The sequence below is a fragment of the Delftia sp. K82 genome (assembly GCF_002193035.1).
In the GTDB taxonomy this organism is placed as follows: domain Bacteria; phylum Pseudomonadota; class Gammaproteobacteria; order Burkholderiales; family Burkholderiaceae_C; genus Comamonas; species Comamonas acidovorans.
The window spans coordinates 401,934-427,333 of sequence record NZ_MYFL01000004.1 but is presented as its reverse complement, the minus strand read 5'-3'; the positions used below and the strand labels follow the sequence as shown (position 1 = coordinate 427,333).

27 protein-coding genes and 1 tRNA gene are annotated in these 25,400 nt (G+C 67.8%); 7 read left to right on the top strand and 21 right to left on the bottom strand.

The window, feature by feature from the left end:
• The first annotated feature begins 57 nt into the window (after positions 1-57).
• Positions 58-924 carry a capsular polysaccharide synthesis protein gene (locus tag KDK82_RS25335; RefSeq protein ID WP_088166572.1) on the top strand — a complete coding sequence of 289 codons (867 nt, stop codon included), beginning with the start codon at positions 58-60 and terminating at the stop codon, positions 922-924.
• 31 nt (positions 925-955) lie between these two features.
• On the opposite strand, the gene KDK82_RS25330 is transcribed toward KDK82_RS25335, so the two are convergent.
• The 4 genes from KDK82_RS25330 to radA all read right to left on the bottom strand — a co-directional run bounded on the left by KDK82_RS25330 (position 956) and on the right by radA (position 4,089).
• A complete protein-coding gene (locus KDK82_RS25330) occupies positions 956-1,165 on the bottom strand; it encodes a zinc-finger domain-containing protein (protein WP_088166571.1) in 210 nt (69 codons plus the stop codon).
• Between the two features lie 35 nt (positions 1,166-1,200).
• On the bottom strand, positions 1,201-2,139 hold the full coding sequence (locus KDK82_RS25325) for a branched-chain amino acid transaminase (RefSeq protein WP_034397818.1): 939 nt from the start codon (positions 2,137-2,139) through the stop codon (positions 1,201-1,203).
• Between the two features lie 44 nt (positions 2,140-2,183).
• Positions 2,184-2,624: a glycerate kinase gene (locus KDK82_RS25320; protein WP_088166570.1), complete on the bottom strand. Its 441-nt coding sequence runs from the start codon at positions 2,622-2,624 to the stop codon at positions 2,184-2,186.
• Between the two features lie 79 nt (positions 2,625-2,703).
• On the bottom strand, positions 2,704-4,089 hold the full coding sequence (radA, locus tag KDK82_RS25315; protein ID WP_034397813.1) for a DNA repair protein RadA: 1,386 nt from the start codon (positions 4,087-4,089) through the stop codon (positions 2,704-2,706).
• A gap of 143 nt (positions 4,090-4,232) precedes the next feature.
• Here radA and KDK82_RS25310 point away from each other — a divergent pair.
• Positions 4,233-4,309 (top strand) — tRNA-Met (locus KDK82_RS25310).
• A gap of 67 nt (positions 4,310-4,376) precedes the next feature.
• Here KDK82_RS25310 and KDK82_RS25305 read toward each other — a convergent pair.
• Positions 4,377-5,189, bottom strand: coding sequence for a siderophore-interacting protein (locus KDK82_RS25305; RefSeq protein ID WP_034397812.1), 813 nt, complete (start codon positions 5,187-5,189; stop codon positions 4,377-4,379).
• Positions 5,190-5,285: 96 nt separating this feature from the next.
• Here KDK82_RS25305 and KDK82_RS25300 point away from each other — a divergent pair, with 96 nt between their 5' ends.
• Positions 5,286-5,726 carry a MarR family winged helix-turn-helix transcriptional regulator gene (locus tag KDK82_RS25300; RefSeq protein WP_012202251.1) on the top strand — a complete coding sequence of 147 codons (441 nt, stop codon included), beginning with the start codon at positions 5,286-5,288 and terminating at the stop codon, positions 5,724-5,726.
• Here KDK82_RS25300 and alr read toward each other — a convergent pair whose 3' ends face one another.
• Entirely contained in the window at positions 5,727-6,830 is a 1,104-nt protein-coding gene (alr, locus tag KDK82_RS25295; protein ID WP_088166569.1) for an alanine racemase, read from the bottom strand.
• Positions 6,831-6,964: 134 nt separating this feature from the next.
• On the opposite strand from alr, the gene lplT reads away from it, so the two are divergent.
• Both lplT and KDK82_RS25285 read left to right on the top strand, forming a co-directional pair.
• Entirely contained in the window at positions 6,965-8,266 is a 1,302-nt protein-coding gene (lplT, locus tag KDK82_RS25290; RefSeq protein ID WP_034397807.1) for a lysophospholipid transporter LplT, read from the top strand.
• A 63-nt stretch (positions 8,267-8,329) separates the two neighbouring features.
• Complete coding sequence (locus KDK82_RS25285) at positions 8,330-9,229, top strand: DMT family transporter (protein ID WP_034397804.1); 900 nt, start codon at positions 8,330-8,332, stop codon at positions 9,227-9,229.
• A gap of 19 nt (positions 9,230-9,248) precedes the next feature.
• Here the strand turns inward: KDK82_RS25285 and KDK82_RS25280 are convergent, their stop codons facing one another.
• From KDK82_RS25280 to KDK82_RS25235, 10 genes are all read right to left on the bottom strand, one after another.
• Positions 9,249-9,767, bottom strand: a complete 519-nt coding sequence (locus tag KDK82_RS25280; RefSeq protein ID WP_013800183.1) for an AmiS/UreI family transporter — start codon at positions 9,765-9,767, stop codon at positions 9,249-9,251.
• 321 nt (positions 9,768-10,088) lie between these two features.
• Positions 10,089-10,955: a ProQ/FinO family protein gene (locus tag KDK82_RS25275; RefSeq protein WP_034397802.1), complete on the bottom strand. Its 867-nt coding sequence runs from the start codon at positions 10,953-10,955 to the stop codon at positions 10,089-10,091.
• An 84-nt stretch (positions 10,956-11,039) separates the two neighbouring features.
• Positions 11,040-12,290, bottom strand: coding sequence for a glycolate oxidase subunit GlcF (gene glcF / locus KDK82_RS25270; protein WP_088166568.1), 1,251 nt, complete (start codon positions 12,288-12,290; stop codon positions 11,040-11,042).
• A 61-nt stretch (positions 12,291-12,351) separates the two neighbouring features.
• Complete coding sequence (locus KDK82_RS25265; RefSeq protein ID WP_088166567.1) at positions 12,352-13,134, bottom strand: YoaK family protein; 783 nt, start codon at positions 13,132-13,134, stop codon at positions 12,352-12,354.
• Between the two features lie 25 nt (positions 13,135-13,159).
• A complete protein-coding gene (gene glcE, locus KDK82_RS25260; RefSeq protein ID WP_088166566.1) occupies positions 13,160-14,314 on the bottom strand; it encodes a glycolate oxidase subunit GlcE in 1,155 nt (384 codons plus the stop codon).
• Between the two features lie 136 nt (positions 14,315-14,450).
• Positions 14,451-14,762 (bottom strand): XRE family transcriptional regulator, encoded by a 312-nt coding sequence (locus KDK82_RS25255; protein ID WP_088166565.1) that lies wholly within the window; start codon positions 14,760-14,762, stop codon positions 14,451-14,453.
• On the bottom strand, positions 14,743-15,126 hold the full coding sequence (locus KDK82_RS25250; RefSeq protein WP_071953825.1) for a type II toxin-antitoxin system RelE/ParE family toxin: 384 nt from the start codon (positions 15,124-15,126) through the stop codon (positions 14,743-14,745). The genes KDK82_RS25255 and KDK82_RS25250 overlap by 20 nt, the downstream gene beginning before the upstream one ends.
• A gap of 197 nt (positions 15,127-15,323) precedes the next feature.
• Entirely contained in the window at positions 15,324-16,697 is a 1,374-nt protein-coding gene (amt, locus tag KDK82_RS25245; protein WP_179217977.1) for an ammonium transporter, read from the bottom strand.
• Positions 16,698-16,728: 31 nt separating this feature from the next.
• Entirely contained in the window at positions 16,729-17,067 is a 339-nt protein-coding gene (locus tag KDK82_RS25240; protein ID WP_012202241.1) for a P-II family nitrogen regulator, read from the bottom strand.
• A gap of 23 nt (positions 17,068-17,090) precedes the next feature.
• The gene (locus tag KDK82_RS25235) at positions 17,091-17,822 is read right to left on the bottom strand and encodes a TorF family putative porin (RefSeq protein WP_013800176.1); all 732 of its coding nucleotides are present in this window, start codon (positions 17,820-17,822) and stop codon (positions 17,091-17,093) included.
• A gap of 500 nt (positions 17,823-18,322) precedes the next feature.
• On the opposite strand from KDK82_RS25235, the gene KDK82_RS25230 reads away from it, so the two are divergent.
• Positions 18,323-18,841 carry a DUF2165 family protein gene (locus KDK82_RS25230; protein WP_088166697.1) on the top strand — a complete coding sequence of 173 codons (519 nt, stop codon included), beginning with the start codon at positions 18,323-18,325 and terminating at the stop codon, positions 18,839-18,841.
• A 34-nt stretch (positions 18,842-18,875) separates the two neighbouring features.
• Here the strand turns inward: KDK82_RS25230 and KDK82_RS25225 are convergent, their stop codons facing one another.
• On the bottom strand, positions 18,876-20,204 hold the full coding sequence (locus KDK82_RS25225; protein ID WP_088166564.1) for a sulfatase: 1,329 nt from the start codon (positions 20,202-20,204) through the stop codon (positions 18,876-18,878).
• Positions 20,205-20,289: 85 nt separating this feature from the next.
• Positions 20,290-21,273 carry a tripartite tricarboxylate transporter substrate binding protein gene (locus tag KDK82_RS25220; protein WP_088166563.1) on the bottom strand — a complete coding sequence of 328 codons (984 nt, stop codon included), beginning with the start codon at positions 21,271-21,273 and terminating at the stop codon, positions 20,290-20,292.
• Between the two features lie 102 nt (positions 21,274-21,375).
• On the opposite strand from KDK82_RS25220, the gene KDK82_RS25215 reads away from it, so the two are divergent.
• A complete protein-coding gene (locus KDK82_RS25215) occupies positions 21,376-21,891 on the top strand; it encodes a MarR family winged helix-turn-helix transcriptional regulator (protein WP_013800170.1) in 516 nt (171 codons plus the stop codon).
• Between the two features lie 21 nt (positions 21,892-21,912).
• Here the strand turns inward: KDK82_RS25215 and aldA are convergent, their stop codons facing one another.
• Genes aldA through rhmD form a run of 3 tightly spaced genes read right to left on the bottom strand, consistent with a single transcriptional unit; the run spans position 21,913 to position 25,371 of the window.
• Positions 21,913-23,346, bottom strand: a complete 1,434-nt coding sequence (gene aldA / locus KDK82_RS25210; protein ID WP_088166562.1) for an aldehyde dehydrogenase — start codon at positions 23,344-23,346, stop codon at positions 21,913-21,915.
• Between the two features lie 16 nt (positions 23,347-23,362).
• The gene (locus KDK82_RS25205) at positions 23,363-24,172 is read right to left on the bottom strand and encodes an HpcH/HpaI aldolase/citrate lyase family protein (protein ID WP_088166561.1); all 810 of its coding nucleotides are present in this window, start codon (positions 24,170-24,172) and stop codon (positions 23,363-23,365) included.
• Between the two features lie 11 nt (positions 24,173-24,183).
• Positions 24,184-25,371, bottom strand: a complete 1,188-nt coding sequence (rhmD, locus tag KDK82_RS25200; protein ID WP_088166560.1) for an L-rhamnonate dehydratase — start codon at positions 25,369-25,371, stop codon at positions 24,184-24,186.
• Positions 25,372-25,400: the final 29 nt, after the last annotated feature.

Below are 25,400 nucleotides of genomic sequence, written 5' to 3'. Positions count from 1 at the left end.
TTATTCAGGCTGCTCCATCGCTGGGCGGCGCCTTCCAAAATCGGCGCAGATTACACCATGCCTGCGCCCTTGCAGCTGCCCCCATCGCCCCCGGCAGCCGATGGTCTTGCAGCGGAAATCCCGAAAACGATCTGGACATACTGGAACCAGTCCGGCCTGGATCCCTTCGTCCAGCAGTGCGTGGACAGCTGGCGGCGGCAGTGCCCGGATCACCAGGTCATCGTCGTGACGCCAGAGAACCTGGGCCAGTACGTCGCCTGCGGCGACCTTCCTGCGGCGTTTGCCGAACTCCATCCCACCAAGCAATCGGACTGGCTTCGCCTGTACCTGGTGGCATGCCACGGCGGCTACTGGTTCGACGCCACCACGCTGCTGACCGCGCCGCTGGACTGGATGAGCGCCTCCCCCGGCGCAGGCGCTGCCGAGCTGGCAGGCTTCTACCTTGAGGGCTTCACCAGGGACAGGCGCTACCCCGTGATCGAAAGCTGGTCATTCTGCGCTCCGGCCGGCTCGCGCTTTGTATCGGAATGGCAAAAGGAGTTTCACCAGGCGCTGATCGTGGACGGCCCCGAGGCCTATCTGCAGCGCCTGCAGTCGCGGCCCGACGCCGCCGAGGTGCTGCAGGGCATTCCCGATCCAAATTACCTTCTGATCCATGTGACGGCCCAGCAGGTGATGCGGCGCCTGCCCGATGCCCGGCTCACGCTGTTCAAGGCCGAGGACACGGCCTTCTTCTATCACTCTGCCCTGCGCTGGAAGTGGTACCTGCTCTACCCCCAGCTGTGCCTGGCGAAGGCGCCGCAGGTGGCGGCGCCCATCGTCAAGCTGCGCGGCGGGGAGCGGCGCCATTTCACGGACATGCTGGCTTTGCACGGAGGTGCTGCGCCCGGCAGCATCTGGAGCCGCGCGCTGTCGGCGCGCTGAGACACACAAAGCGGGCCGAGGCCCGCTTTGTTCAATGCCCGCCTGCGAAGACTTCGCCGGCTTTCAGGCGGTACAGCGTGCCGCAGTAGGGGCACTTGGCTTCGCCGGTGTGGGCCACGTCCAGGTAGACCTTGGGATGGCTGTTCCACAGCTTCATGTCGGCCTTGGGGCTGGGGCAGAACACGCCGCCCTGGGCGTTGAGGTCCTTGGTCGCCAGTTCGACGGTGGCATTCGTTGTCATGCTTGCTTATCTCTTTCGTGGGTCTCTAGGGATGTTCAGACCCGAGTCAGCCAATGGGCGTACTTGGGGTTGCGGCCGTTGACGATGTCAAAGAAGGCCTGCTGGATCTTTTCGGTGAGAGGGCCGCGGCTGCCCGCGCCGATCTCGATGCGGTCCACCTCGCGGATGGGCGTGACTTCGGCGGCCGTGCCGGTGAAGAAGACTTCATCGGCGATGTACAGCTCGTCGCGCGTGATGCGCTTTTGCACCACTTCCAGGCCCAGGTCCTTGCAGATGTGCATCACGGTATTGCGCGTGATGCCGTTGAGCGCGCCGGCCGACAGGTCGGGCGTGTAGACCACGCCATCCTTGATGACGAAGATGTTCTCGCCCGAGCCTTCGGAGACGAAGCCCGAGGCGTCCAGCAGGATGGCCTCGTCATAGCCGTCGTCCAGCGCCTCGGTGTTGGCCAGGATGGAGTTGGTGTAGTTGCTCACCGCCTTGGCCTGGCTCATGGTGATGTTCACATGGTGGCGCGTGAAGCTGGAGATCTTCACGCGGATGCCGCGCTGCATGCCTTCTTCGCCCAGGTAGGCGCCCCAGGCCCAGGCCGCAACCATCAGGTGGATGGTGTTGCCCTTGGGGGAGACGCCCAGCTTGCGGTCGCCGATCCAGGTCAGCGGGCGCAGGTAGCACGATTCCAGCTGGTTGGCGCGCACGACCTCGACCTGGGCCTGGTTCACCGCTTCCTGGGTGAACGGGATCTGCATGCGCAGGATCTTGGCGCTGTTGAACAGGCGCTTGGTGTGGTCTTCCAGGCGGAAGATGGCCGTGCCCTGCTCGGACTTGTAGGCCCGCACGCCCTCGAATGCGCCGCAGCCGTAGTGCAGCGTGTGGGTCAGCACATGGATCTTGGCATCGCGCCAGTCCACCAGCTGGCCATCCATCCAGATCTTGCCGTCACGGTCGGCCATCGAGGGAACAACGGGGCTCATAGGAACATCCTTGGGGGTATTGAACAGAACACCAACCCGGTATTTTAGGGCGCAGGGGCTGCCTCGGGGGCCGCAGGTGCCTCTTGCTCGGGCTCGGGCGTGGGGCGTACCAGGGTCCATTTCATGAGACGGCCACTCTTGAACTCGCAGGTCACATACGACTGCGTGCCGTCGGTCCAGCGGTAGATCTCGGGCTGCTGGCCCTCCTCGGACAGGCGCTCGCCCAGGGAGCGCGTCATGGCCACCACGTGCATCAGCGAGACCTTGGGCTTGAGCTTGACGTTGAGCATGACGGCGCTGCCCACATAGCCCATGGGCCGGTCCGAGGCCTTCCTCATGATGGACATCAGCCGCGTGAAATGCAGCAACAGCCACATCATGATGCCGCCGCCCACGGCGACCACACCCATCCAGCCATAGGACTGGTGCGCAGCCACCAGCAGTACGAGCAGACCCAGGGGAATCAGGATATTGCGCAAATTCATGGCGCCGATTGTCTTATGGAGGCGCCGCAGGGCCGCTGCGGACAGTGCGTATGCCCCCGCAATGCGCTCGGCATGCGCGTCAGCCCATCCCTCGGACGATATTCATGGCCTCGTCCACGCGTTCGACGGCATGCACGGTCAGACCGGCAATAGCCTTCTTGGGCGCATTGGCCTTGGGTACCACGGCCATGGTGAAGCCCAGCTTGGCCGCTTCCTTCAGGCGCTCCTGGCCGCGCGGCGCGGGGCGCACCTCGCCGGCCAGGCCCACTTCGCCAAAGGCGAGGAATCCCTTGGGCAGGGCGCGGCCACGCAGGCTGGAGGTGATGGACAGCATGACGGCCAGGTCGGCCGCAGGCTCGCTGATGCGCACGCCACCCACGGCGTTGACGAACACATCCTGGTCCGCGCAGGCCACACCCGCGTGGCGGCTGAGCACGGCCAGCAGCATGGCCAGCCGGTCGCGGTCCAGGCCCACGGACAGGCGCCGGGGCGCGGGGCCGCCCTGATCGACCAGGGCCTGTATCTCCACCAGCATGGGGCGCGTGCCCTCCAGCGTGACCAGCACGCAGGAACCGGGCACCGGCTCGCTGTGCTGGGACAGGAAGATGGCGCTCGGGTTGGTCACGCCCTTGAGGCCCTTCTCCGTCATGGCGAAGACGCCGATCTCGTTGACGGCACCAAAGCGGTTCTTGATGGCGCGCACCAGGCGGAAATTGCTGTGCGTGTCACCCTCGAAGTAGAGCACCGTGTCCACCATGTGCTCCAGCACGCGCGGGCCGGCCAGTGCGCCTTCCTTGGTCACGTGGCCGACCAGGATCACAGTGATGCCCGTGGTCTTGGCCGCGCGCGTGAGGTGGGCCGCGCATTCGCGCACCTGGGCCACCGAGCCCGGCGCCGAGGACAGCTGGTCCGAGTACACGGTCTGTATGGAGTCGATGACGACCACGGCCGGCTGGGTGGCCTCCATGGTGGCGAGGATCTTCTCCAGCTGGATCTCGGCCAGCACGTTGACCTGGCTGGCCTCCAGCCCCAGGCGGCGCGAGCGCAGCGCGACCTGGGCACCGCTTTCCTCGCCCGTGACATACAGCGTGGGCAGGCCGACGCGGTGCAGCGCGTCCATGGCCTGCAGCAGCAGGGTGGACTTGCCGATGCCGGGATCGCCACCAATCAGCACCACGCCGCCTTCGACAATGCCGCCGCCCAGCACGCGGTCCAGCTCCTCGATGCCGCTGGGCGTGCGCGCCACGTCCTGGGCCTCGATGGCCGACAGCGGCATCACGGCCTGGACATTGGCCAGGCCCGCATAGCCCTGGGGCTGGCTGAGCCGGTTCTTGCCCGCGCTCGCAGGCTCGGCAACGGCCTCGATCAGAGAGTTCCAGGCCCCGCAGGCCGGGCATTTGCCCAGCCAGCGCGGGCTGGTGCCTCCGCAGGCGTTGCAGATGAACGTGGTTTTGTCTTTGGCCATGGGGTGAGCACTATACCGAGCGGTGGCTGCCGCCCTGGCACGCATGTTTCGCGCCTATCGCAGTTGCGTGACGGAAAGATATCGGTTATAGTTCACTTCTTCGCTGCAGAAAATGCAGTGAAAACGAAATTACTGCGGATTACCGCGCGATGGAGCAGTCTGGTAGCTCGTTGGGCTCATAACCCAAAGGTCGGAGGTTCAAATCCTTCTCGCGCAACCACCACGAAAAAAAGCCCACTTCGGTGGGCTTTTTTTCGTCTGTACTTCCGTCCTTTTCTCCAGGAAGGTCAGCTGGGATCGTTCAGGTCTTCATGGTGGTCGGCCGTGCCCTGCTTCCAGTAAGAGGCCACGCGCATGCGCTTGGGCGATGCGCCCTTGGCCAGCAGCAGGCGACGCAGCTCGGCCATGGCACTGTGCTCGCCCGCCGCCCAGATATAGCCGTCGTCCTGGGGCAGCTCCAGCGCGTGCACGGCATCGGCCAGCGATTCGACCCAGTCGCAGTCCAGCCGGGCCGTGCTGCTCCACTGGCGGCGGTCGGCCGGGTTGCGCAGCTGCACGCGCACCACGGCGCGGCTGCCGGCGGGCAGCTCGGCCAGGCGCCGCTCGATGGCGGGCATGGCGGTCTCGTCGCCGAACAGCCAATGCCATGGCAGGTTGGCCGAGATCACCAGGCTGCCGCGCGGCCCGGCCAGGCCCACCCACTGGCCCAGCGGTGCGGTCAGCGCCCATTCGGTGGCGGGGCCGGCATCGTGCAGCGCGAAATCCATGATGAGGTTCTGGCGCGCGGCGTCGTAGCGCAGCGGCGTGTAGTCGCGCAAGGTGGGGCGCTCGTCCTCCACGAAGGTCGGGCGGCCATCGAGCAGCACGGGAAGCGCGGGCAGTTCGCGCCCGGCCTGCGGCAGGATGAGCTTGACGTGGTCGTCAAAACCGGCGCTCACGAAGTCCTCCAGATCGGGGCCGCCCAGGGTCAGGCGGACAAAGCCGGGGCTGGGCTGCTCGCGCGAGAGCAATTGCACATGGCGGGCGCGGAAGGAATGGCGGACACGCTGGACGACGGGGGCCGGTGTCACGGCAGAGGTGGCTGGATTGGGCAAGTTCATTGGCGAAACGGCCTGCGACGGCCTAGAATGTTGATTTAGTCCACCAATTCTCTGTCATCCGTTGACTTTGTCAACGTATTTCCACAAGACCCTGCCATGAATGCCTCCCTGCCCGCCGATATCTTCGAGGCCATGCACGAGCTGCTGCACCTGTTCCGCTCGCGCATGCGCGAGGACATGGAGTCCATGGAGCCCGGGCTGACGCCCAACGAGGTGCGCGTGCTGATGTACGTGGGCCGGCACCCGGGCCGCACGCAAAGGGATCTGGTCGACCACAGCCACATGGACAAGGCCCAGCTTGCGCGCATGCTGGCGCAGCTGCAGGAGCAGGGATGGCTGGACCGCGAACCGGACGCCCGCGACCGCCGCGTGCGCTGCCTGAGCCTCAGCCCCCAGGGGCAGGCCCTGTTCGACCGGCTGCGCCAGTCGCGCCAGGCGCTGGCGGCCCGGCTGCTCAAGGATTGGGAGCCCGCCGCGCAACAGCAGTTGATGGCGCTGCTGGAGCGGGCCAGGGACAGCGTGGAAGCCGCGCCCTGATCAATCGACGGTCTTGTTCACGCGCGGCGCGACGGCGCACATGAGTTCATAGCCCAGCGTGCCTGCGGCCTCGGCCACCTCGTCGATGGGCAGCACGGCGCCGTTGCTGGCGCGGCCCCACAGCGTGACCTCGCTGCCCATGCCGGCATCGGGCACGGGCGTCAGGTCCACGGCCAGCATGTCCATGCTCACGCGGCCCAGGGTGCGGGTGCGCACGCCGTTCACCAGCACGGGCGTGCCCGTGCCGCAGTGGCGTGGATAGCCGTCGGCATAGCCGCAGGCCACGGTGCCCAGGCGCAGGGGGCCGTCGGCCGTGAAGCGCGATCCATAGCCCACGCTCTGCCCCTCGGTCAGTTGCTGCACGCCGATGATGCGCGAGCTCAGCGTCTGCGTGGGCTGCAGGCCCCAGTGGGCCGCCGTGTGCTGCGGATAGTCGGGGGCGCTGCCGTAGAGCACGATGCCCGGCCGCACCCAGTCGCAGCGCACCAGCGCGTCGTCGCCCTGGCGCAGCGTGGCTGCGCTGTTGCCCACGCTGCGCTCGCCGGGCAGGTCGCGCGTGGCGTCATGAAAGCGCTGCAGCTGTGCCGAGATTCCGGGCTGTCCGGCCCCTGCGTCGGCATCGCTGAAATGGGTCATGAACGAGATTTCCTCCACCTGGGGCAAGGCGTTCAGCCGGGCCCAGGCCGCGCGGTATCGCTCGGGCGTGAAGCCCAGGCGGTTCATGCCGGAGTTCATCTTGAGGAAGACGCGGTGGCCGTTCTGCGTCTTGTGCGCGGCCAGCCAGTCGATCTGGACATCGCAGTGCACGGCATGCCAGATGGACAGGCGCGAGCACAGCTCCAGGTCGCGCGGCTCGAAGACCCCTTCCAGCAGCAGGATGGGGCCGCGCCAGCCCAGCTGGCGCACGCGTTCGGCCTCGGCCAGGTCCAGCATGGCGAAGCCGTCGGCGCCGCGCAGGGCCTCGAACACGTTCTCGATACCGTGGCCATAGGCGTTGGCTTTGACCACGGCCCACAATTTGGCATCGGGGACCGCCTGCCGCACCCGCTCCAGGTTGTGGCGAAGCGCGGCGGAATGGATGGTGGCAAGAATGGGACGCGGCATGGTTTTCACTCAGTCAGAAGCTTGGGATTCTGGCACTGCCAGCCAAAGGCCGCGTGATATAACCGCCAGTCACTTGCCACGGGGTCCTTATTTAACCGGTCAGCAGCCCTGCAGCTGACCCCATCTGCCTATCCATGAAGCGCGGTTTCTACACCATCATGTCAGCGCAGTTCTTCAGCTCGCTGGCAGACAACGCCCTGTTCGTGACCGCCGTGGAACTGCTGCGCACCAATGGCGCCCCCGAGTGGCAGCGCGCCGCCCTGGTGCCCATGTTCGCGCTGTTCTACGTGATCCTGGCCCCCTTCGTCGGCGCCTTTGCCGACGCCCTGCCCAAGGGACGGGTGATGTTCATCAGCAATGCGATCAAGATCGTGGGCTGCCTGATGATGCTGTTCGGCAACCACCCGCTGCTGGCCTACGCCGTGGTGGGCCTGGGCGCAGCGGCCTACTCGCCGGCCAAGTACGGCATCCTCACCGAGTTGCTGCCCGCCTCCCAGCTGGTCAAGGCCAATGGCTGGATCGAGGGGCTGACCATCACCTCCATCATCCTGGGCGTGCTCGTGGGCGGGCAGTTGCTGAGCCCGGGCATCTCGGCCCATCTGCTGGACTTCGACCTGCCCTGGATAGATACCGGCGTGGACACGGCCGCCGAAGCGGCGATTGCCGTGCTGGTCGGCGTCTATGCGCTGGCCGCCTGGTTCAACCTGCGCATTCCGCTGACCGACACCATCCTGCGCCCGCTGCGCCAGGACCCCAGCAAGAGCTTGCTGGCCAATACCCTGGCCCTGCTGCCCGACTTCTGGACCTGCAGCCAGCGGCTGTGGGGGGACAAGCTGGGCCAGATCTCGCTGTCCACGACCACGCTGTTCTGGGGCGTGTCGGGCAACCTGCGCTACATCGTGCTGGCCTGGGGCGCGGCGGCCCTGGGCTACGGCACCTCCCAGGCATCGGCCCTGGTGGGCGTGGTGGCCATCGGCACGGCCGCAGGCGCCATCCTCGCGTCCATGCGCATGCGGCTGGACAACGCCACGCGCGTGATTCCGCTGGGCATCACCATGGGCCTGCTGGTGATCGCCATGATCTTCATCAAGAGCGTGTGGGTGGCCATTCCCTTCCTGATCCTGCTGGGCGGCCTGGGCGGCTTCCTGGTCGTGCCCATGAATGCGCTGCTGCAGCACCGCGGCCACAACCTCATGGGAGCGGGCCGCTCGATTGCCGTGCAGAACTTCAATGAGCAGGCCTGCATCCTGGCGCTGGGCGCCTTCTATGCGCTGTCCACCAAGTTCGGACTGTCGGCTTTCGGCGCCATCACGGTGTTCGGCCTGGTGGTGGCCGGCATCATGTGGCTGATCGGCCGCTGGCACGTCAGCAATGTGCGCAACCATCCCGAGGAAGTCGAGCGCCTGCTGGTGATTGCCCGCAAGGATTGCCACTAGCCTGCCCTTGTCCCCACGGCGTCCGGAGCAGGCCTTGCCTGCCCGGGCGTTTTTCATTGCCCCATGCACAGCCCCCTGCCCGTTCTCGCCCTGCTGTTCAACACCCTGGTCTGGGGTCTGGCCTGGTGGCCGTTTCGCGCCATGCACGAGGCTGGCCTGCATCCGCTGTGGGCCACGGCGCTGATGTATGCCCTGGTGCTGGCGGGGCTGGTGGCGCTGCGCCCGGCCAGCCTGCGCCAGGCGCTGCAGTACCCGGCGCTGATCCTGCTGGGCGCCTGCGCGGGCAGCAACAACATCGCCTTCAACTGGGCCGTGACCATTGGCGATGTGGTGCGCGTGGTGCTGCTGTTCTATCTGATGCCGGCATGGTCAGTGCTGCTGGCCTGGAAGATCCTGGGCGAGCGGCCCACGCCGGCCGCGCTGACGCGGCTGCTGCTGGCCTTTGGCGGGGTGGCGCTGGTGCTGGTGCCCGAGGGCACATTCAGCGGCGGCTCGCCCGGGCTGCTGCGCGGTCTGTCGCTGGCCGACGGCCTGGCACTGTTCGGCGGCTTTACCTTTGCGCTGACCAATGTGCTGCTGCGCCGCCTGCAGGCCGTGCCGGCGCAGGCGCGCATGCTGGCCATGTTCAGCGGCTGCATGGCCATGGGGCTGGCCAGCGCCTTCGCGGGCAGCAGCGTGGGGCTGGTGCCGCCCATGCCTGCGCCGCAGGCTGGCTGGATGCTGATTGCCGCCGGCCTGGCCGTGCTGCTGATGCTGGGCAACTGGGCGCTGCAGTTCGGCGCCGCGCGCCTGCCGGCCGGCGTGACCGCCGTGGTCATGCTGGCCGAGGTGGTGTTTGCCAGCGTCTCCTCGGTGTTGATTGCAGGCGAGGTGCTGACGCCGCGCACGCTGCTGGGCGGTGCCTGCATCATCGCGGCCGCGCTGCTGTCTGCGCTGGCGCATGCACGGCGGCGTGGGGCTTGACGCCCTGCCCGCTGCGCAATCAGCCTGTGAGCTGTCCCGCCAGCAGCAGGTAGCCCGGCAGCCAGCCCGTGAGCACGCCCTGCGCAATGCACAGGGCGCCCGTCACGCGGCCGATGTTGCGGCCCAGGGCCAGCAGCACGAAGAACATGGCCCACAGCACGGCCCAGGCCGCCCAGTTGGCCGCCATCCACCAGTCGATGGCGGTGCGCGCGCCCAGCAGGGTGTCGATGGCCACGGGCACCGCAGTGATGGCCACGAACAGGCTGAACCAGCCCAGGCCCCGGCCATCGGCGCCCGTGAAGCGGTTGATGGCCACCCACAGGTAGGTGAAGGCGAACAGCAGGGTCAGCGCGCCGGTCTTGACCGAAGCCGCATCGGGCTCGGGCCCGAAGGCGGAGGCCAGGCCGATGATCAGCGAGACCAGGCCCGCGAACACGTTGATGACCCAGATCTCCCGGTCGGCTATGCGCCCCAGCATCCACAGGCCGTTCAGGCACAGCACGGCGCCCACGTAGAACAACGACAAACCCAGCCACATCGCAAGTCTCCTTTTGCTTTTTTGCTTTGAAGTGCCTTGCGCGCCGTGTTCATTTCCCGGAACGAGCGCGCACGGCAAGGCGCCGCCGCCCCGTGGCCGGGTGCAGCGGCGTCCGTGAAACAGTTCATCCCCGGGCCCGCCCCTGGTGGGCATCTGCGTGCTGGCGGAAGGGTCCGCTGCAGAGATGCCGCCTGTGATCCAGGGCAGGTGCACCGGCGCGGCCCTTGCCGGGGCACGCGGCGGTGGAGTGTGCCGGCAGGCGGTGCTGCCGGTCTTTGGCGCCGGTCTTTGGCGCCGGTCCTTGGTGCCGGTCCTTGTGCCTCAGGCCGCCTGCGTCTGCAGGCGGCGGCGGGCGCGTTCCAGCTGCTGCGCCACCTGGCGCGGGTTCATGCCGTACATGTCGGCAAAGCCGGCTTCGGAGGTCTGGCCGCTGGCCTCGAAGGCGCGCAGCAGCGCCTCGTCGCGTGCGGTGCGCGCATCGGCCTCGGCCAGTGCCTCGGCCACCAGGGTGTTGGTGGCCTCGTCACGGCCTTGCACACGCGCCGCGTAGTCGTCGCGCGACAGGCCCGATGCCTCGTAGGCCGCGATGATGCGGTTGCGCAGCTTGGGCGCCAGGTCTTCGGGCGAGCGGTGCTGGCGGCGGCGGAAGACTTCGATCAGCGCATGGTGCACATGCTCGGGCGCCATGGCCTCGACCGACTGGCCCTGCAGGTCATGCCGGGCCTGGCCGCTGGCCACCACGGTGAGGTAGCGGCTCGAGCGCGTGTGCTGGGACAGGGCCAGCTTGAGCTGGTCGCGGTCAATGGCTTCAGGATGGGCGGCCAGCAGGTCTTCGAAGATGCCGCGCTTGAGCGGCAGCGGCTGCTCGCCGAACAGGTTCGGATGCCATTGGGCCAGTTGCGCCAGCAGCGGGTGCTGGGTGCGCACGGGCCTGGAAGCGTTGGCCTCGGCACTGGCGGCCGTGCCGGATGCGGCGTCGGCGGCAGGCTCGGTGGCCTTGCCCTTGTTGCGGCCACGTCCGCCACGGCGCGAGCGCTTGCGGCCCTGGCCATCGGCGCTGGCTGCAGCCTGCGGCTCGGTGCCGGCAGCGGCGTCCGCCGGCAGCGCGGCGCTCTGTTCTTGCGGTTCAGACACGGATTCAGTCATGGCGGAGCACGTGGGCTTGGAGAAAACGAAACCCCGCATCATGCCAGCATTGCAAAGGCTTGCGCGGGCATAGGCCCCACGGCGTCGCGCTGGAGGCACAGATGCGCATTCGGTACGCGGCTGGTCTCAGGCCAGCAGGGCCTCGTCCAGCACCTCTATCCAGTGGCGCACGGGCAGGTCCGTGCCGTTTTGCAGGTGGACGATGCAGCCCATGTTGGCCGAGAGGATGGCGGCGGGCCGCTGGGCATCGAAGCCTTCGGTCAGCGCACCGATCTTGCGGTCGCGCAACTGGTGCGAGAGTTCGGGCTGCAGCACCGAGTAGGTTCCCGCCGAGCCGCAGCACAGGTGCGATTCGGTGCGCGCCACGCGCAGCTCGAAGCCCAGCCTGGCCAGATGGGTTTCCACGCCGCCGCGCAGCTTTTGTCCGTGCTGCAGCGTGCAGGGCGGGTGGTAGGCCATGGGCGCGGCCGGTGCGCGCACCCTGCCCTGCAGGCGCTCGGCCAGCTCGGGCAGGAGCTCAGGCAGCAGCTCGCTCAGGTCGCGCGTGAGGGCGCTGATGCGGGCTGCCTTGTCCGCGTACTGCGCATCGTCCTTGAGCAGATGGCCGTATTCCTTGACGGTGACGCCGCAGCCCGAGGCATTCATGACAATGGCCTCCACCGCGCCGCTGTCCACCTGCGGCCACCAGGCGTCGATATTGGCGCGCATCTGCGCCTTGCCGCCTTCCTGGTCGTTGAGGTGGAATTTCACGGCGCCGCAGCAACCGGCCTTGGGCGCGATCACGGTCTGTATGCCGGCCGCATCCAGCACGCGCGCGGTGGCGAAGTTGATGCGCGGCATCATGGCCGGCTGCACGCATCCGGCCAGCAGCAGCACCTTGCGCGCATGCTCGCGCACGGGCCAGGCGCCCGCATCCTGGGGCTGGGGCACTTTCTCGGCCAGGACTTCGGGCAGCAGGCCGCGCACGGCCTGGCCCAGCTTCAGGGCCGGGGCGAACAGCGGCGAGTTCAGCCCCTCCTTGAGCGCCCAGCGCCTGGCGCGCTCGCCGAGGGGGCGCGGCACCTGTTCCTCGACGATCTTGCGGCCTATGTCCACCAGGTGGCCGTACTGCACGCCGCTGGGGCAGGTACTTTCGCAGTTGCGGCAGGTCAGGCAGCGGTCCAGGTGCTGCTGGGTGGCGCGCGTGGGCGTCTCGCCCTCCAGCACCTGCTTGATCAGGTAGATGCGGCCACGCGGCCCGTCCAGCTCGTCGCCCAGCAATTGGTAGGTCGGGCAGGTGGCCGTGCAAAAGCCGCAGTGCACGCACTTGCGCAGAATGGCTTCGGCCTCCTGGCCCTCGGGCGTGGCGCGGTACTGGGGTGCGAGTTGGGTCTGCATGGTGGGGCTCTTGTTGTATGGGTATCGGGGAACGGTCAGGCACGGCAGCCGGACGCGGCGGTCACGCGCGAGGCGCGGGGCGCCGGCCCAGCAGCAGGGGCAATCGCGCACGGTCGGCCCACAGCGGCGGCAGGGACAGCAGGCACAGCACCACGGCCAGCGGCACGACGAACACAAAGCCCAGGTGCCGGAAACCCAGCGCACCCGCAATGCCGCCCAGCAGGAACATGGACAGCAGCCCTGCGAACAGCCGCAGCCGCACATGGTTGGCGTGGACCCGGTGCTCGGGCGGGCTGCCGTGGCGATTCCAGTAAAGGGCTCGACCCAGCTCCATGCCCAGGTCGGTGATCACGCCCGTCATGTGCGTGGTGCGGATCTGCGAGGACGACATCTTGGTCACCGTGGCGTTCTGCAATCCCATGATGAAGGACAGCAGCAGCACGGCCAGCGGCACGGCGAACGGCGTGGGCCAGGCCAGCATGGCCGCGCCCAGCACGCCGAAGAGCAGCATCAGCGCGGCTTCCAGCAGCAGCGGCAGCGCATAGCTGCTGCGCAGCCGGTGGTGGCGCGCCCAGTTGACCAGCAGCGATGTCGCGGCCGCGCCGCACAGAAAGGCCAGCAGCGCGCCGCAGGCACTGAGCACCAGCGCCGTATTGCCCAGCACGAGGTTGTCGGCCAGCAGCGAGACAAAGCCCGTCATGTGCGAGGTATAGGAGTGCACCAGCAAAAAGCCGCCCGCATTCACCGCACCCGCGTTGAAGGCCAGCAGCAGGCCCAGCGTGCGGTTGCTGGCCACCGTGCGGTGCCGGTCCGTGAGCAGGTGCAGGTGGTGGCGCATGCGCATGGGCGGAGCCAGGCGGTGGCCCGGCCTACCAGGCGGCGGCCAGCCGGCCGCGGTTGAAGATGCCCGCAGGATCGAAGGCCTGCTTGAGCCGCGCATGCAGCGCGGCCGTGGCATCGGCCGCCTGGGCGTCGAAATCGGGCTCGGCGCCGGGCTGGTCTGCGGCCTCGGAGCGGAACAAGGTGGCCGATCCGCCCGCTGCTTTTGCCAGCGCGCGCAGCGTATAGCCCAGCGCACGCGGCGCCTGTACCCAGCGCAGCGCGCCGTGCCATTCGATCAGCGGCCCCGTGCAGCTGTCCGGCAGCGCCAGGGCCGGAGCCGTCTGCGGCACGGACAGGCGCCACAGCGCATGGCCCGGCGCGCGTGCGGTGAACCAGGGCAGCTGCTGCTCGCGGCAGGCCTGCCAGTCGGCAGCGGCATGCACATGGTCCATGCGCTGCACACGCTCGCCACCCAGGCGCTCGCAGGCCGCCTGCACGGCGGCACGCGCGCCGCGCAGGCGCAGATACAGCATGCCCTGGGCTGCGCCGTCTTCCTGCAGCCAGCAACTGGCATTGAGCGGCAGCGGCTGCCCGCCCCAGGCATTGAGCCAGTCCAGCGCCTGCTGCTGAGTGCATTCGAAGCGTAGCGTGGCCTCGGCAGGCGCCACGGGCAGCACCTTGAGGCTGACCTCGGTGATCAGACCCAGTGTGCCCCAGGAGCCCGCCATCAGCCGCGAGACGTCGTAGCCCGCCACGTTCTTCATGACCTGCCCGCCGTAGCGCAGCAACTCGCCCTGGCCGTTGATCATCTCCAGCCCCAGCACGAAGTCGCGCACGGCACCCACGCTGGCACGCGCCGGCCCGGACAGGCCGCTGGCCACCATGCCGCCCACGGTGGCGTTGCTGCTGTCTCCATTGAAATGCGGAGGCTCGAAGGCCAAGCACTGGCCCTGGGCGGCCAGCAGGGCCTCGACCTCGGCCAGCGGCGTGCCGGCACGCACGGTCACGACCAGCTCGCTGGGCTCATAGCTGACCACGCCGGCCAGCGCCCGCGTGTCCAGCAGCTCGCCCTGCAGGGCCAGGCCGTGGAAATCCTTGGTGCCGCCGCCGCGTATGCGCAGCGGCGTGGCGTCGGCCGCAGCAGCGCGCACGCGCTGGGCGATCTGGAGGAGGTGGCTTTGGGCTGAATCCATGGCCTGCATCGTAGCGGCTGGGCCCTTTTGCGCCTCGGTGCGGACCCGTGAATTTTTTGAACGGCGCGCTTGAAGTTCTGCGGGCGGCGCAAAACACCCTCACCCAAAAGGCAAAGGCAGACGCCGGATCAGCCGCCTGCGCCCCTCATCGGAGAGGCTCGAAAGGATGGACCTGGATGTCGGCGTCGGGAAACGAGGCGACCAGCCTCAGCTCGCCGCCCAGCGCACGGACGTACTCGCGCAGCGTGCTCACGTACATGTCCTCGCGGCGCTCCAGCTTGGAGATGGATGCTTGCTCCACGTTCATGGCCCTGGCCACTTCGACCTGTGTCACGTTGCGGGCCTTGCGCAATTCCTGGAGCTGCATGTCCACCAGCATGGCCTCGGCCCGTGCGGCGGCCCGGGACTGTGCCTCAGGCGACATCCTGGCGCGCAGTTCACTGAATTTCCTGGCCATCGATTCGTCCTTCCTTTTGCAGGGTTTCGAGGTGGGTGTCGTACAGCCGGTCGGCAATGGGCACATGCACCTCATACCAGCGGCCATCGCCCGTTTTGTCGCCGCCGATCAGCAAGATTGCGCAGCGGCGCGGATCGAACGCGTAAAGCAGTCGGTAAGGCCGTCCCTCATGTTGCACACGAAGCTCACGCATGTGCGGATGCCTGGAACTCCCGATGCCGGACGTATGGGGATACCCGAGATTCGGCCCTCTTGCCTCCAGCAGACGCACCGACGCGTCGATGGACTCCTGCTCGGCCTGCGTCAGATCAGCCCACCAATCGCCAAGCTCGTCGGTGTACTCCACCTCCCAGGGTTGGGTCATTATTCCCTCCAGAATATATTCCGTCAATGGCATATAGGCCAAAGATCCGTCTTATAACGGAGCTCACCATAAGGCGGTTGGCGTGCAGCAGGCCTCCTGATTTCCTCAGCCGCTGAAGGGCGTTTGCGGCGCGGCAATGAAAAAAGGCCCCGGTGCAAGCACCGAGGCCAATCCGCAATGAACTCCCTGGAAACCGATCAGCGGTAGTACGCCACCTCGCCGTGCGTGGTGATGTCCAGGCCCTGGCGCTCGGATTCTTCGCTGACGCGCAGGCCGACGACCAGGTCGCAGATCTTGTAGGAGATGCCAGCCACCACGCCGGACCAGACGATGGTCAGCAGCACGCTCTTGACCTGCACCCACACTTGATGGCCCATGTTGAAGTCTGCGGGCTCGATGCCGCCCAGGCTGGAGGCGCAGAACACGCCGGTCAGGATGGCACCCAGGATGCCGCCCACACCGTGCACGCCGAACACGTCGCAGACGTCATCGACCTTGAGCACCTTCTTGAGGCCCGACACACCCCACAGGCAGACGGGACCGGCGATCAGGCCCATGACGATGGCACCCATGGGGCCCACGAGGCCGGCCGCCGGGGTGATGACCACCAGGCCGCCCACGGCGCCCGAGGCGGCGCCCAGCATCGAGGCCTTGCCCTTGTGCAGGGCTTCGGCGGCCAGCCAGGAGATGGTGGCGGCGCCCGTGGCGACGATGGTGTTGATGAAGGCCAGGCCGGCAATGCCGTTGGCAGCGCCTGCCGAGCCGGCGTTGAAGCCGAACCAGCCCACCCACAGCAGCGAGGCACCGACCATGGTCAGCGTCAGGCTGTGCGGAGGCAGGGCTTCACGGCCGAAGCCGATGCGCTTTCCCAGCATGTAGGAACCCACCAGGCCGGCGATACCGGCGTTGATGTGCACCACGGTGCCGCCGGCGAAGTCCAGCGCGCCGTCCTTGCCCAGCAGGCCGCCCCCCCAGACCATGTGGGCCATGGGGATGTAGCTGAAGGTGAACCACAGCACCGAGAACAGGATCACGGCCGAGAACTTGATGCGCTCGGCGAAGGCGCCGACGATCAGGGCCACGGTGATGGCGGCGAACGTGGACTGGAAGGCCACGAACACGTACTCGGGAATGGTCGGCAGCGCGCCGGCCAGCGTGTCGGGCGCAATGCCCTTGAGGAAGATCTTGCTGAAGCCGCCGAAGAAGTTGCCTTCGCCGGCAAAGGTCAGCGAGTAGCCGTAGACGGCCCACAGCAGCGTGATCAGCGAGAAGATCACGAACACTTGGCAGAGCACGGACAGCATGTTCTTCGTGCGCACCAGGCCGCCGTAGAACAGTGCCAGGCCCGGGATCACCATCAGGATCACCAGCATGGTCGAGGTCAGCATCCAGGCCGTGTCACCGGCGCTGAGTGCGGGGGCCGGCGCCTCGGCTGCGGCCGCAGCGGCGGGGGCTGCTGCAGCGGCTGCATCGGCAACGGCTGCAGCGGCGGCGGGCTCCTGTGCCAGGGCAGCGGCGCCTGCGGCCAGCAGGCCCAGCCCCAGGCCCATGGAAAGAAGTCGTTTGGTCATGGCAGTCTTTCGGGAAACGAGGGGTTGAAACTCACAGTGCGCTGTCGCCGGTCTCGCCGGTACGGATGCGGACGGCCTGCTCGATGGGCAGCACGAAGATCTTGCCGTCACCGATCTTGCCGGTGCGCGCAGCGGCCTCGATGGCATCGATCACCTGGTCCACCAGCGCGTCGGGCACGGCGGCCTCCAGGCGCAGCTTGGGCAGGAAATCGACCACGTATTCCGCGCCGCGATACAGCTCGGTATGGCCCTTTTGGCGGCCGAAGCCCTTGACTTCGGTCACGGTGATGCCCTGCACGCCGATGTCGGAGAGCGCCTCGCGCACCTCGTCGAGCTTGAAGGGCTTGATGATGGCGGTCACCAGTTTCATGATGCTTTGCTCCTCAGGTCCGGTTACAGGGTCTTGGTCAGCGTCACGATCAGACGCGCCTTGTTGACGTCACCGAAGTACGACTTCTTGTTCGCACCCGTCACGGCCGCGCCCAGCGACACGCCGTCGCCGAAATCGTAGGCGCCGCCCACGCTGTAGTCCATATAGTTGGGCACGCCCAGGCCCTTGATGTCGCTGGCAAAGCGGGTGAAGCCCAGCGATGCCTTGACCGTCACCTTGGGCATCACTTCCTGGGTGAAGCCCAGCCACAGGTAGCCGGTGTTGCGGCCCGATAGTCCCGAGCCGGCCTTCTCGCCAGCCCAGCCGAAGTAGTCCTTGGACACGGTGTGCGAGTACTTGGCCGTGAACGGTCCATAGGTGGCCGCGCCATACAGCTCGGTGGTGTTGCCACTGGAATTGCCCGAGTACAGGTACTGCAGCGCGCCGAAGTCCAGGTCCACCTCGCCGGCCTTGAACTTGTAGCCGCCGTAGAAATCGGTTTCCAGCGAATTGCGGGGGAGCCAGTCCACGCTGGAGTTCCAGTTGCCGATGTACCAGCCGCTGTCACCGAAGGTGTAGTCGAAACCGCCTTGCAGGGCAGGCTTGACGGCCTTGTTGCGTCCCGTGTCCTGGTCCTGTCCGCGGAACTTGTAGTTCGTCGTCAGGGACACATTGGCCGTGAGCTGGGCGTGGGCCCAGAGCGGAGCGATGGCGACACAGGCGATGGCGAGCGACTTGAGGCTGGCACGGGACATGGGATCCTCCGGTTTGAAAAATTTCGTGACAACCGGGTTAAGCACGGACCGTGCCAGTCTTTTCTGCTTGGTGATGTGCCTTCCGACTCACCGATGCGGCACCGCAGCATCCTCGCATGCACCGGCTTTGTGCAGAAGTTCTGCACCGTTACGGTGATAGCGGTCGCTCACATGGCTACGATGAAGCATTGCACCAAAACAGTGCAACCAGACAGATCCGATCTGCTTGCCGGCAGCTGCAGATTGACGCGCATCAATGCCCACCCCCACAATCGCGGCTCCCTCCTGGCGTGGCACTCGATCCAGTTGGTGTGGGCGTTTCCCAGACGCACTGCCGGCTTCAGGTTTTCCAGTCCCGATCTCCGCGCCTTCGTGCGTCCGCACGTCTGTTTGCCAGCCCCCCACCACGGCTGGCGTCTTCCCCTGTCTACGGGTCGCCTCCATGCGTGCCGGTGCGCCGGCATGCAGGCCTGCGCGCGCCCGCCCATACGGAGTTCCTCATGTTTATTCGCCTGTCCAAATCCGCCATGGTGCTTGCCATGGCCTTTTTCGCGTCCCTGGTCGCCTTCGGCAACATCACCGACTACGCAACCAACTTCGCCTTCGTGCACCACGTCTTCCTGATGGACACGACCTTCCCCGGCAACGGGATCATGTACCGCGCCATCCAGACGCCATGGGTGCACCATGCGGGCTATATCGGCATCATTGCACTGGAGACGACGACCGCCGTCCTGTGCTGGATCGGCGGCTGGCGGCTGCTGCAGGCGCGACAGGCCGGCACCCGGGCCTTCCGCGCCGCGAAGTCATGGGCGGTGGCGGGGCTGACCCTGGGCTTTCTGACCTGGCAGGTCGGCTTCATGTCCGTGGGCGGCGAGTGGTTCGGCATGTGGATGTCCAAGCAGTGGAATGGCGTGCCCGATGCCTTCCGTTTCTTCATCACGCTGCTGCTGGTGCTGGTCTATTTGACGATGGACAACGACGCCATCCAAGAAGAAGACAAGGCGGCGCAAGGCTGAGCACCACCTCCTTGCTGCCTGCGCCGTCCGGGCCTCAGAAGGTGGCCGAAGGAAGGTCCTGCCGTGTGAAGACCAGGGAGACCTTGGCCTCCTCGGGAATGGGCGGCAGGCTGGCATCCCAGGCCGTCCATGCCTGGCGCAGCTCGGCCAGGCGCTGGGGCTCGCGGTCGCGCAGGTTGGCGCGTTCGCGCGGGTCCTGGGCCACGTTGAAGAGGTATTCCACGCCTTCGATCTGCAGGTATTTCCAGTCGCCGCGCACCAGGGCGCGCTGGGCGCGGTGCTTCATGCGCCAGCACAGGTCGCGCTCGGGGTTCCAGGCGCCATCGTCCATGAGGGGCAGCAGGCTGATGCCGTCCAGCGGGTAGTCGGCGTGGCCGTGCACGCCGGCGGCGGCCAGGAAGGTGGCTGACCAGTCCATGGTGAGATTGGGCGTATCGCTGACGATGCCCGCCGGCATGCGCTCGGGCCAGCGCGCCACCAGGGGCACGCGGATGCCGCCTTCGAGCAGGTCCATCTTCTGGCCGATGAAGGGCCAGTTGTTGGAGAAGCGTTCGCCGCCGTTGTCGCTGGTGAAGACGATGAGCGTGTTCTCGGCCATGCCCTTTTTCTCGAGCGCGTCCAGCACCCAGCCAATGCCTTCGTCCATGTGGTGGATCATGCGCTGGTAGGTCTCGATGGTGCCTCCGTCGGTGTGCTTGCCGAAGCCGCCGATGCGCCGCGATTCCTCCAGGTCGTCGCGCGTGAGCCAGGGCCAGTGCGGGGCGCTGTAGTGCAGGGACAGGTAGAAGGGCTTGTCGGCCGTCTGGCGCTCGACGAAGTCCACGGCGCGGCGGCTCAGCAGGTCGGTGAGGTAGCCCTCTTCCTCGTGCGGCTCCTCGTTGATCCAGAAATCGGGGCGGCCGCGCGGGTCGCAGTGGGCGAAGTAGTCGGCGCCGCCTGCGTGAAAGCCGTAGAACTCCTCGTAGCCCGACATGCGCGGGCCGAAGTGCGGCGGGTAGCCCAGGTGCCATTTGCCGACCAGGGCGGTGGCGTAGCCGGCGTCGCGCAGCAGCGAGGCCACGGTGGGATGGTCGGGCGGCAGGCCCAGCACCTTGTCGCCGTGGACGCTGGCGATCGGCTCCTCGGCCGCGCCGCGCAGGCGGTACTGCCAGCGGCCCGTGGCCAGGGCAAAGCGTGTGGGCGAGCACACGGCCGAGTTGGAATAGCCGCGCGTGAAGCGCATGCCCTGCGCGGCCATGGCGTCCAGGCGGGGCGAGACATCGGTGGCGCGGCTGTGCGCATCGCGCGCGCCCGTGCAGCCGAGGTCGGCATAGCCGAGGTCATCGGCCAGGATGAAGATCAGATTGGGGCGCTGGGTTGCCATGGGAGCCAGGAGACAGTGGATGCGTTGGGAAAGGGAGTATCGCCAAAACGGCGGTGCCTCAGGGCCACAGGCCCTGGTGGCGGCTTCAGTCGTTGGTCAGGTGGATGCGCTTGACCAGGGCGGCCCACTGCGCGGACTGTCCCTTGGCACGCGCCTGGGCCTCGGCCACGGTGGAGCCGACCATCTCGATGTCCAGGGCCTTGGCGCGTTCCTTTTGCTCGGGTGCGCGGATGGCCTCGTTCATGGCGTCGACAAAGCGCTTTTGCACGGCAGGCGGCACGCCCTTGGGTGCGGCCAGCAGGATCCAGAAGGTGCCGTCGAACTCGGGGAAGCCCGACTCGGCAATGGTGGGCAGCTCGGGCGCCAGCGCCGAGCGCGTCTTGCCCGAGGTGGCCAGGGCGATCAGCTTGCCGCTCTGGACCTGGGGGAAGACCGTGGGGCCGGCCAGGAAGCCGCAGTCCACCTGGCCGCCCAGCAGGTCCTGCATGGCCGGCGCCGGTCCCTTGTAGGGTACGTGGACCATCTTGGCGCCCGAGGTGGCCAGCAGCGATTCCATGACCAGGTGGCCCGGCGAGCCCGCGCCGCCCGAGGCATAGGTCAGCTCGCGCGTCTTGCTGGCGGCCACCATGTCCTTGACGGACTTGAAGCCCGTGCCCGGGCCGCAGACCAGGGTCTGCGAGAAGCGCGCAGCCACGACCAGGGTTTCCAGCGCGTCGGCCTTGTAGCCCATGTTCTTGTAGACATGGGGGTTGACGGTGAGCACCGGGTCCATGGCCCACAGCCAGGTGTAGCCATCGGGCGCGGAGCGCGCGACCTCGGCCGCGCCGATGTTGCCATTGGCGCCGGGCTTGTTGTCCACGACCACGGCCTGGCCTAGCGCGGCCTGCATGGCGGCGGCCACGGGGCGTAGAGAGATGTCGGACGGACCAGCCGGCGGGTTGGGCACGACGATGCGTATGGGCCTGGCCTTGGGCCATTCCTGGGCCAGGGCGGGCGCCGCGCACAGCACGGCGGCGGTCAGGGCCAGGGCCAGGGCGGCACGCGCCAGGGCTGCGAGGGGGCTGGGCATACTTGTCTCCTTGTCGTTGTCTTGCGGCCAATGTACGCAGGCCGCAGACAATGCATCTAATCCATCATCCCTAGCGTAAACCCGAAACCGGCCCGCGAGTCCATGACCGACCTCCACCGCTGGCGCCACCCCGCCGTGCTCGACGACATGTTCCTCTACCACCTGGCGCGGCTGCAGGCGGCGGCCGGCAGCCGCGTGGTGCGCCTGTGCGAGGGCCGCTACGGCATCACGCGGCGCGAGTGGCGCATGCTCTGCCTGCTGGCCGAGGCCGGGCAGCTGCAGCCCTCGCAGCTGGCCGAGCAGGCGCAGCTGGACCGCACGCGCACCTCGCGCGCGGTCACGGCGCTGCTGGCCAAGGGGCTGTTGTGGAAAGAAAGCCAGGTGGGCGATGCGCGCCGCGCGCTGCTGCGCCTGAGCGACACGGGCCGCGCCCTGCATGCCGAGCTGTTCCCGCAGGTGCAAGCCATCAACCGCGAGCTCATGGACGCCGTGCCCGAGCCCGAGCTGCAGGCCATGGCCAGCGCCTTTGCGCGCATCCGTACCCGGGCGCGGGAGCTGGAGGCCAGCAGCCCGCCGCCCAAGGCGCCGCGCAACCGCAAGAAACCGGCAGCGCCCTGACGCCAAGGCCCAGGAGGTCAATCACCCCTGCAGATACACCACATGCGTGTGCGTGTACTCGTACAGGCCGTGCTTGCCATCAGCCCCGCCCACGCCGGACTTGCGCACGCCCGCATGGAAGCCCTGCATGGCCTCGAAGTTCTCGCGGTTGATGTAGGTCTCGCCGAAGTCGATCTCGCGCATGGCCTGCATGGCCTTGGACAGGTCGCGCGTGTAAAGCGACGAGGTCAGCCCGTATTCGCAGTCGTTGGCCAGGGCGATGGCCTCGTCCAGGTCCTCCACCACCTGGATGGGCAGCACGGGGCCGAAGATTTCCTTGCGCATGATCTCCATGCCGGCATGGCAGCCGGCCAGCACCGTGGGCTGGAAGTGAAAGCCCGCGCCCAGGTCTGCGGCCTGCCCGCCCGTGACCAGTTGCGCGCCGTCGGCGATGGCCTGGCGCACCTTGGCCTGCACGCTGTCCAGGCCCTTTTGGTTGATCAGCGGGCCCATTTCCACGTCGGGCCGCGCAATCGGGTCGCCATAGCGCGTGGCGGCCATGGCCTGGGCGATGCGGGCCGTGAACTCGTCGGCCACCTGGCGCTGCACGTAGACGCGTTCGGCGCAGTTGCAGACCTGGCCGGTGTTGATGATGCGCGAGTCGCGGATGGCGCGCACGGCCAGGTCCAGGTCGGCATCGGCCAGCACGATGGCCGGGGCCTTGCCGCCCAGCTCCAGGTTGAGCTTGGTGATGTGGGGCGCGGAGGCTGCGGCGATGCGCTCGCCCGTGGCCACGCTGCCCGTGAAGCTGACCATGTCCACGCCTGCATGGCCGGCCAGCGCAGCGCCCGTGCCGCCCTGGCCATAGACCACGTTGAACACGCCGGCCGGCAGCTCGCACTGGGCCAGCAGCTCGGTGAAGGCATGGCAGTTGATGGGCGTTTCCTCGCTGGGCTTGATGACGATGGTGTTGCCCGTGAGCAGGGCCGGCGCCATCTTGCGGGCGATCAGGAAGAAGGGGAAGTTCCAGGGCAGGATGCCCGCGACCACGCCCAGCGGCTTGCGCAGCAAAAAGATCTGCTCGTTGGCCCGGTCGCTGGTGATGACCTCGCCCTCGATGCGGCGCGCCCATTCGGCCATGTAGTCCAGATAGTCGGCGGTGAAGTTCACCTCGACCTCGGCCAGGCCCAGGGTCTTGCCCTGCTCCTCGGTGATGGTGCGCGCAATGCGCGCGGCGTTGTCGCGGATGCGGGCCGCCACGCGGCGCAGGTACTGCGCGCGCTCCACGGCCGGGCGGCGCGCCCAGGCTTTGTGGGCGCCGCGCGCAGCGGCGATGGCGCGGTCCACATCGGCCTGGCTGGACAGGGGCGAGCGCGCCAGCACCGCGCCCGTGGCGGGGTTGTTCACCTCATGCAGTTCGGCGCTGTCGGTGAAGCTGCCGGCGATGAAATTGCGCAGCACGGTAGGGGATGCCATGGAGTTCTCCTTGGGTTCAGTAGGTGCGGGATGCAGGGGCCGCCTGGTCCGTGGTTTGCGTGGCGCGATAGCGACCCAGATTGGCCAGCGCGGCCTGGCGCAGCAGGCTGATGTCGATGCCCACGGCGATGAAGCGGCAGCCCCAATCCGCATAGCGGCGCGCATCTTCCTCGCGCGGCGCGAGGATGCCGCAGGCCTTGCCGGCGGCCAGCGTGGCCTCGACGGTGCGGCGTATGGCGTCCTGCACCTCGCCCTGGCCGGCATCGCCTGCATGGCCCATGCCCGTGGACAGGTCGGCGGGACCGATGAAGACGGCGTCCACGCCATCGACGGCCGCGATCTCGGCCGCATTGGCCACGCCCCGGGGCGATTCGATCTGCACGATCAGGCACAGCTGTTCATGCGCCGTGCGGATGTAGTCGGGCACGGCATCCCAGCGCGTGGCCCGCGTCAGGCCGCCGCCCACGCCGCGCACGCCGTGGGGCGGGTAGCGCATGGCGCGCACCAGCTCGCGCGCCTGTTCGGCCGTCTCCACCATGGGCACCATCAGCGTCTGCACGCCCACGTCCAGCAGCTGCTTGATGAGCACGGTGTCGCCCTGCACGGCACGCACCACCGGGTGCGTGGCGTAGGGCGCCACGGCCTGCAGCTGGCCCAGCAGCGTGGGCACGGTGTTGGGGGCATGCTCGCCATCGACCAGCATCCAGTCGTAGCCCGTGGTGGCGATGATCTCGGCCGCATAGGGCGTGGCAAAGCCGGCCCAGATGCCGTACAGCGGCTCGGCGCGCCGCAGCGCGGCCTTGAAGGGGTTGGCAGGCAGTTGCATGGCGGGCTCCCTCAGTGCGTGTACGGGCGGTGCAGGGCGCACTCGGGATTGAGCTCCACGCCGAAGCCAGGCTTGTCCAGCGCCGACAGGCGCATGCAGCCGTTGACGGGCACGGGCTCGCCCAGCAGTTGCGGATGGAACATGGGCACGACCTCGTCGGCCTTGGGGGCCATCATCAGGAACTCGGCAAACGGGCTGTTGTGGCGCGTGGCCACGAAGTGGTAGCTGTAGACGCTGGAGCCATGCGGAATGACCAAGGCCTGGTGGGCATCGGCCAGGGCCGAGATCTTGAGCAACTCGGTGATGCCGCCGCACCAGCCCACGTCGGGCTGGATGATGTCGCAGCAGCCCATCTCCAGCAGCTGGCGAAAGCCCCAGCGCGTGGCCTCGTGCTCGCCCGTGGTCACCAGCATGCCGGTGGGCACGTTCTTGCGCAGGGCCGCGTAGCCCCAGTAGTCGTCGGGCGGCAGGGCCTCCTCGATCCACTTGAGGCCATGGGCCTGCGCACCCTGGGCCAGGCGCGTGGCGTAGTTCACGTCCAGGCTCATCCAGCAGTCCAGCATGAGCCAGAAGTCCGGGCCCACGCGCTCGCGCATGGTGGCCAGCTCCTGCAGGTTGCGGCGCAGGCCCTCCTCCCCTTCGGCCGGGCCGTGGTGCAGCGGCATCTTGCCGCCGATGAAGCCCATCTTCTGCGCCAGGTCGGGCCGCGCGCCCGTGGCGTAGAACTGCAGCTCGTCGCGCACGGCGCCGCCCAGCAGCTGGTGCACGGGCTCGCCGCGCACCTTGCCCAGCAGGTCCCACAGCGCCAGGTCCACGCCCGAGATGGTGTTGATGACGATGCCCTTGCGGCCGTAGTACAGCGTGGACAGGTACATCTGCTCCCAGATGCGCTCGATGTCGGTCACCCGGGCGCCTTCGAGGAAGCGCGCCAGGTGCTTTTCGACGATGTAGGCCGCAGGCTCGCCGCCCGTGGTCACGGCAAAGCCCACGCGTCCGGCGCTGTCCTCAATCTCCACCACCAGCGTGCCCAGCACGTTGATGCCGAAGCTGCGGCGGCTTTGCCGGTACTCGGGGTACTTGGCCATGGGCGTGGCGATGTGGTCGTCGATCCAGTGGCCGTCGGACTGGTCGTGGTAGTCGGCACCGCCGCCCTTGAGCGTGAAGGCGCGCACCTGCTTGATGGTGGGGATCTGTGTCATGGGATGGTTCTGCTCCGTGTGCAAGTGGT

Coding starts and splice junctions, on each gene's coding strand:
- KDK82_RS25325 (WP_034397818.1), bottom strand. CDS start 2,139: ATGAGCCCCGTTGTTCCCTCGATGGCCGACCGTGACGGCAAGATCTGG.
- lplT (WP_034397807.1), top strand. CDS start 6,965: ATGAAGCGCGGTTTCTACACCATCATGTCAGCGCAGTTCTTCAGCTCG.
- KDK82_RS25300 (WP_012202251.1), top strand. CDS start 5,286: ATGAATGCCTCCCTGCCCGCCGATATCTTCGAGGCCATGCACGAGCTG.
- KDK82_RS25330 (WP_088166571.1), bottom strand. CDS start 1,165: ATGACAACGAATGCCACCGTCGAACTGGCGACCAAGGACCTCAACGCC.
- KDK82_RS25235 (WP_013800176.1), bottom strand. CDS start 17,822: ATGTCCCGTGCCAGCCTCAAGTCGCTCGCCATCGCCTGTGTCGCCATC.
- KDK82_RS25225 (WP_088166564.1), bottom strand. CDS start 20,204: ATGGCAACCCAGCGCCCCAATCTGATCTTCATCCTGGCCGATGACCTC.
- amt (WP_179217977.1), bottom strand. CDS start 16,697: ATGACCAAACGACTTCTTTCCATGGGCCTGGGGCTGGGCCTGCTGGCC.
- KDK82_RS25240 (WP_012202241.1), bottom strand. CDS start 17,067: ATGAAACTGGTGACCGCCATCATCAAGCCCTTCAAGCTCGACGAGGTG.
- KDK82_RS25230 (WP_088166697.1), top strand. CDS start 18,323: ATGTTTATTCGCCTGTCCAAATCCGCCATGGTGCTTGCCATGGCCTTT.
- rhmD (WP_088166560.1), bottom strand. CDS start 25,371: ATGACACAGATCCCCACCATCAAGCAGGTGCGCGCCTTCACGCTCAAG.
- KDK82_RS25265 (WP_088166567.1), bottom strand. CDS start 13,134: ATGCGCATGCGCCACCACCTGCACCTGCTCACGGACCGGCACCGCACG.
- KDK82_RS25250 (WP_071953825.1), bottom strand. CDS start 15,126: ATGACCCAACCCTGGGAGGTGGAGTACACCGACGAGCTTGGCGATTGG.
- KDK82_RS25285 (WP_034397804.1), top strand. CDS start 8,330: ATGCACAGCCCCCTGCCCGTTCTCGCCCTGCTGTTCAACACCCTGGTC.
- KDK82_RS25205 (WP_088166561.1), bottom strand. CDS start 24,172: ATGCAACTGCCTGCCAACCCCTTCAAGGCCGCGCTGCGGCGCGCCGAG.
- alr (WP_088166569.1), bottom strand. CDS start 6,830: ATGCCGCGTCCCATTCTTGCCACCATCCATTCCGCCGCGCTTCGCCAC.
- radA (WP_034397813.1), bottom strand. CDS start 4,089: ATGGCCAAAGACAAAACCACGTTCATCTGCAACGCCTGCGGAGGCACC.
- glcE (WP_088166566.1), bottom strand. CDS start 14,314: ATGCAGGCCATGGATTCAGCCCAAAGCCACCTCCTCCAGATCGCCCAG.
- KDK82_RS25220 (WP_088166563.1), bottom strand. CDS start 21,273: ATGCCCAGCCCCCTCGCAGCCCTGGCGCGTGCCGCCCTGGCCCTGGCC.
- KDK82_RS25275 (WP_034397802.1), bottom strand. CDS start 10,955: ATGATGCGGGGTTTCGTTTTCTCCAAGCCCACGTGCTCCGCCATGACT.
- KDK82_RS25215 (WP_013800170.1), top strand. CDS start 21,376: ATGACCGACCTCCACCGCTGGCGCCACCCCGCCGTGCTCGACGACATG.
- KDK82_RS25335 (WP_088166572.1), top strand. CDS start 58: ATGCCTGCGCCCTTGCAGCTGCCCCCATCGCCCCCGGCAGCCGATGGT.
- KDK82_RS25255 (WP_088166565.1), bottom strand. CDS start 14,762: ATGGCCAGGAAATTCAGTGAACTGCGCGCCAGGATGTCGCCTGAGGCA.
- KDK82_RS25320 (WP_088166570.1), bottom strand. CDS start 2,624: ATGAATTTGCGCAATATCCTGATTCCCCTGGGTCTGCTCGTACTGCTG.
- KDK82_RS25280 (WP_013800183.1), bottom strand. CDS start 9,767: ATGTGGCTGGGTTTGTCGTTGTTCTACGTGGGCGCCGTGCTGTGCCTG.
- glcF (WP_088166568.1), bottom strand. CDS start 12,290: ATGCAGACCCAACTCGCACCCCAGTACCGCGCCACGCCCGAGGGCCAG.
- aldA (WP_088166562.1), bottom strand. CDS start 23,346: ATGGCATCCCCTACCGTGCTGCGCAATTTCATCGCCGGCAGCTTCACC.
- KDK82_RS25305 (WP_034397812.1), bottom strand. CDS start 5,189: ATGAACTTGCCCAATCCAGCCACCTCTGCCGTGACACCGGCCCCCGTC.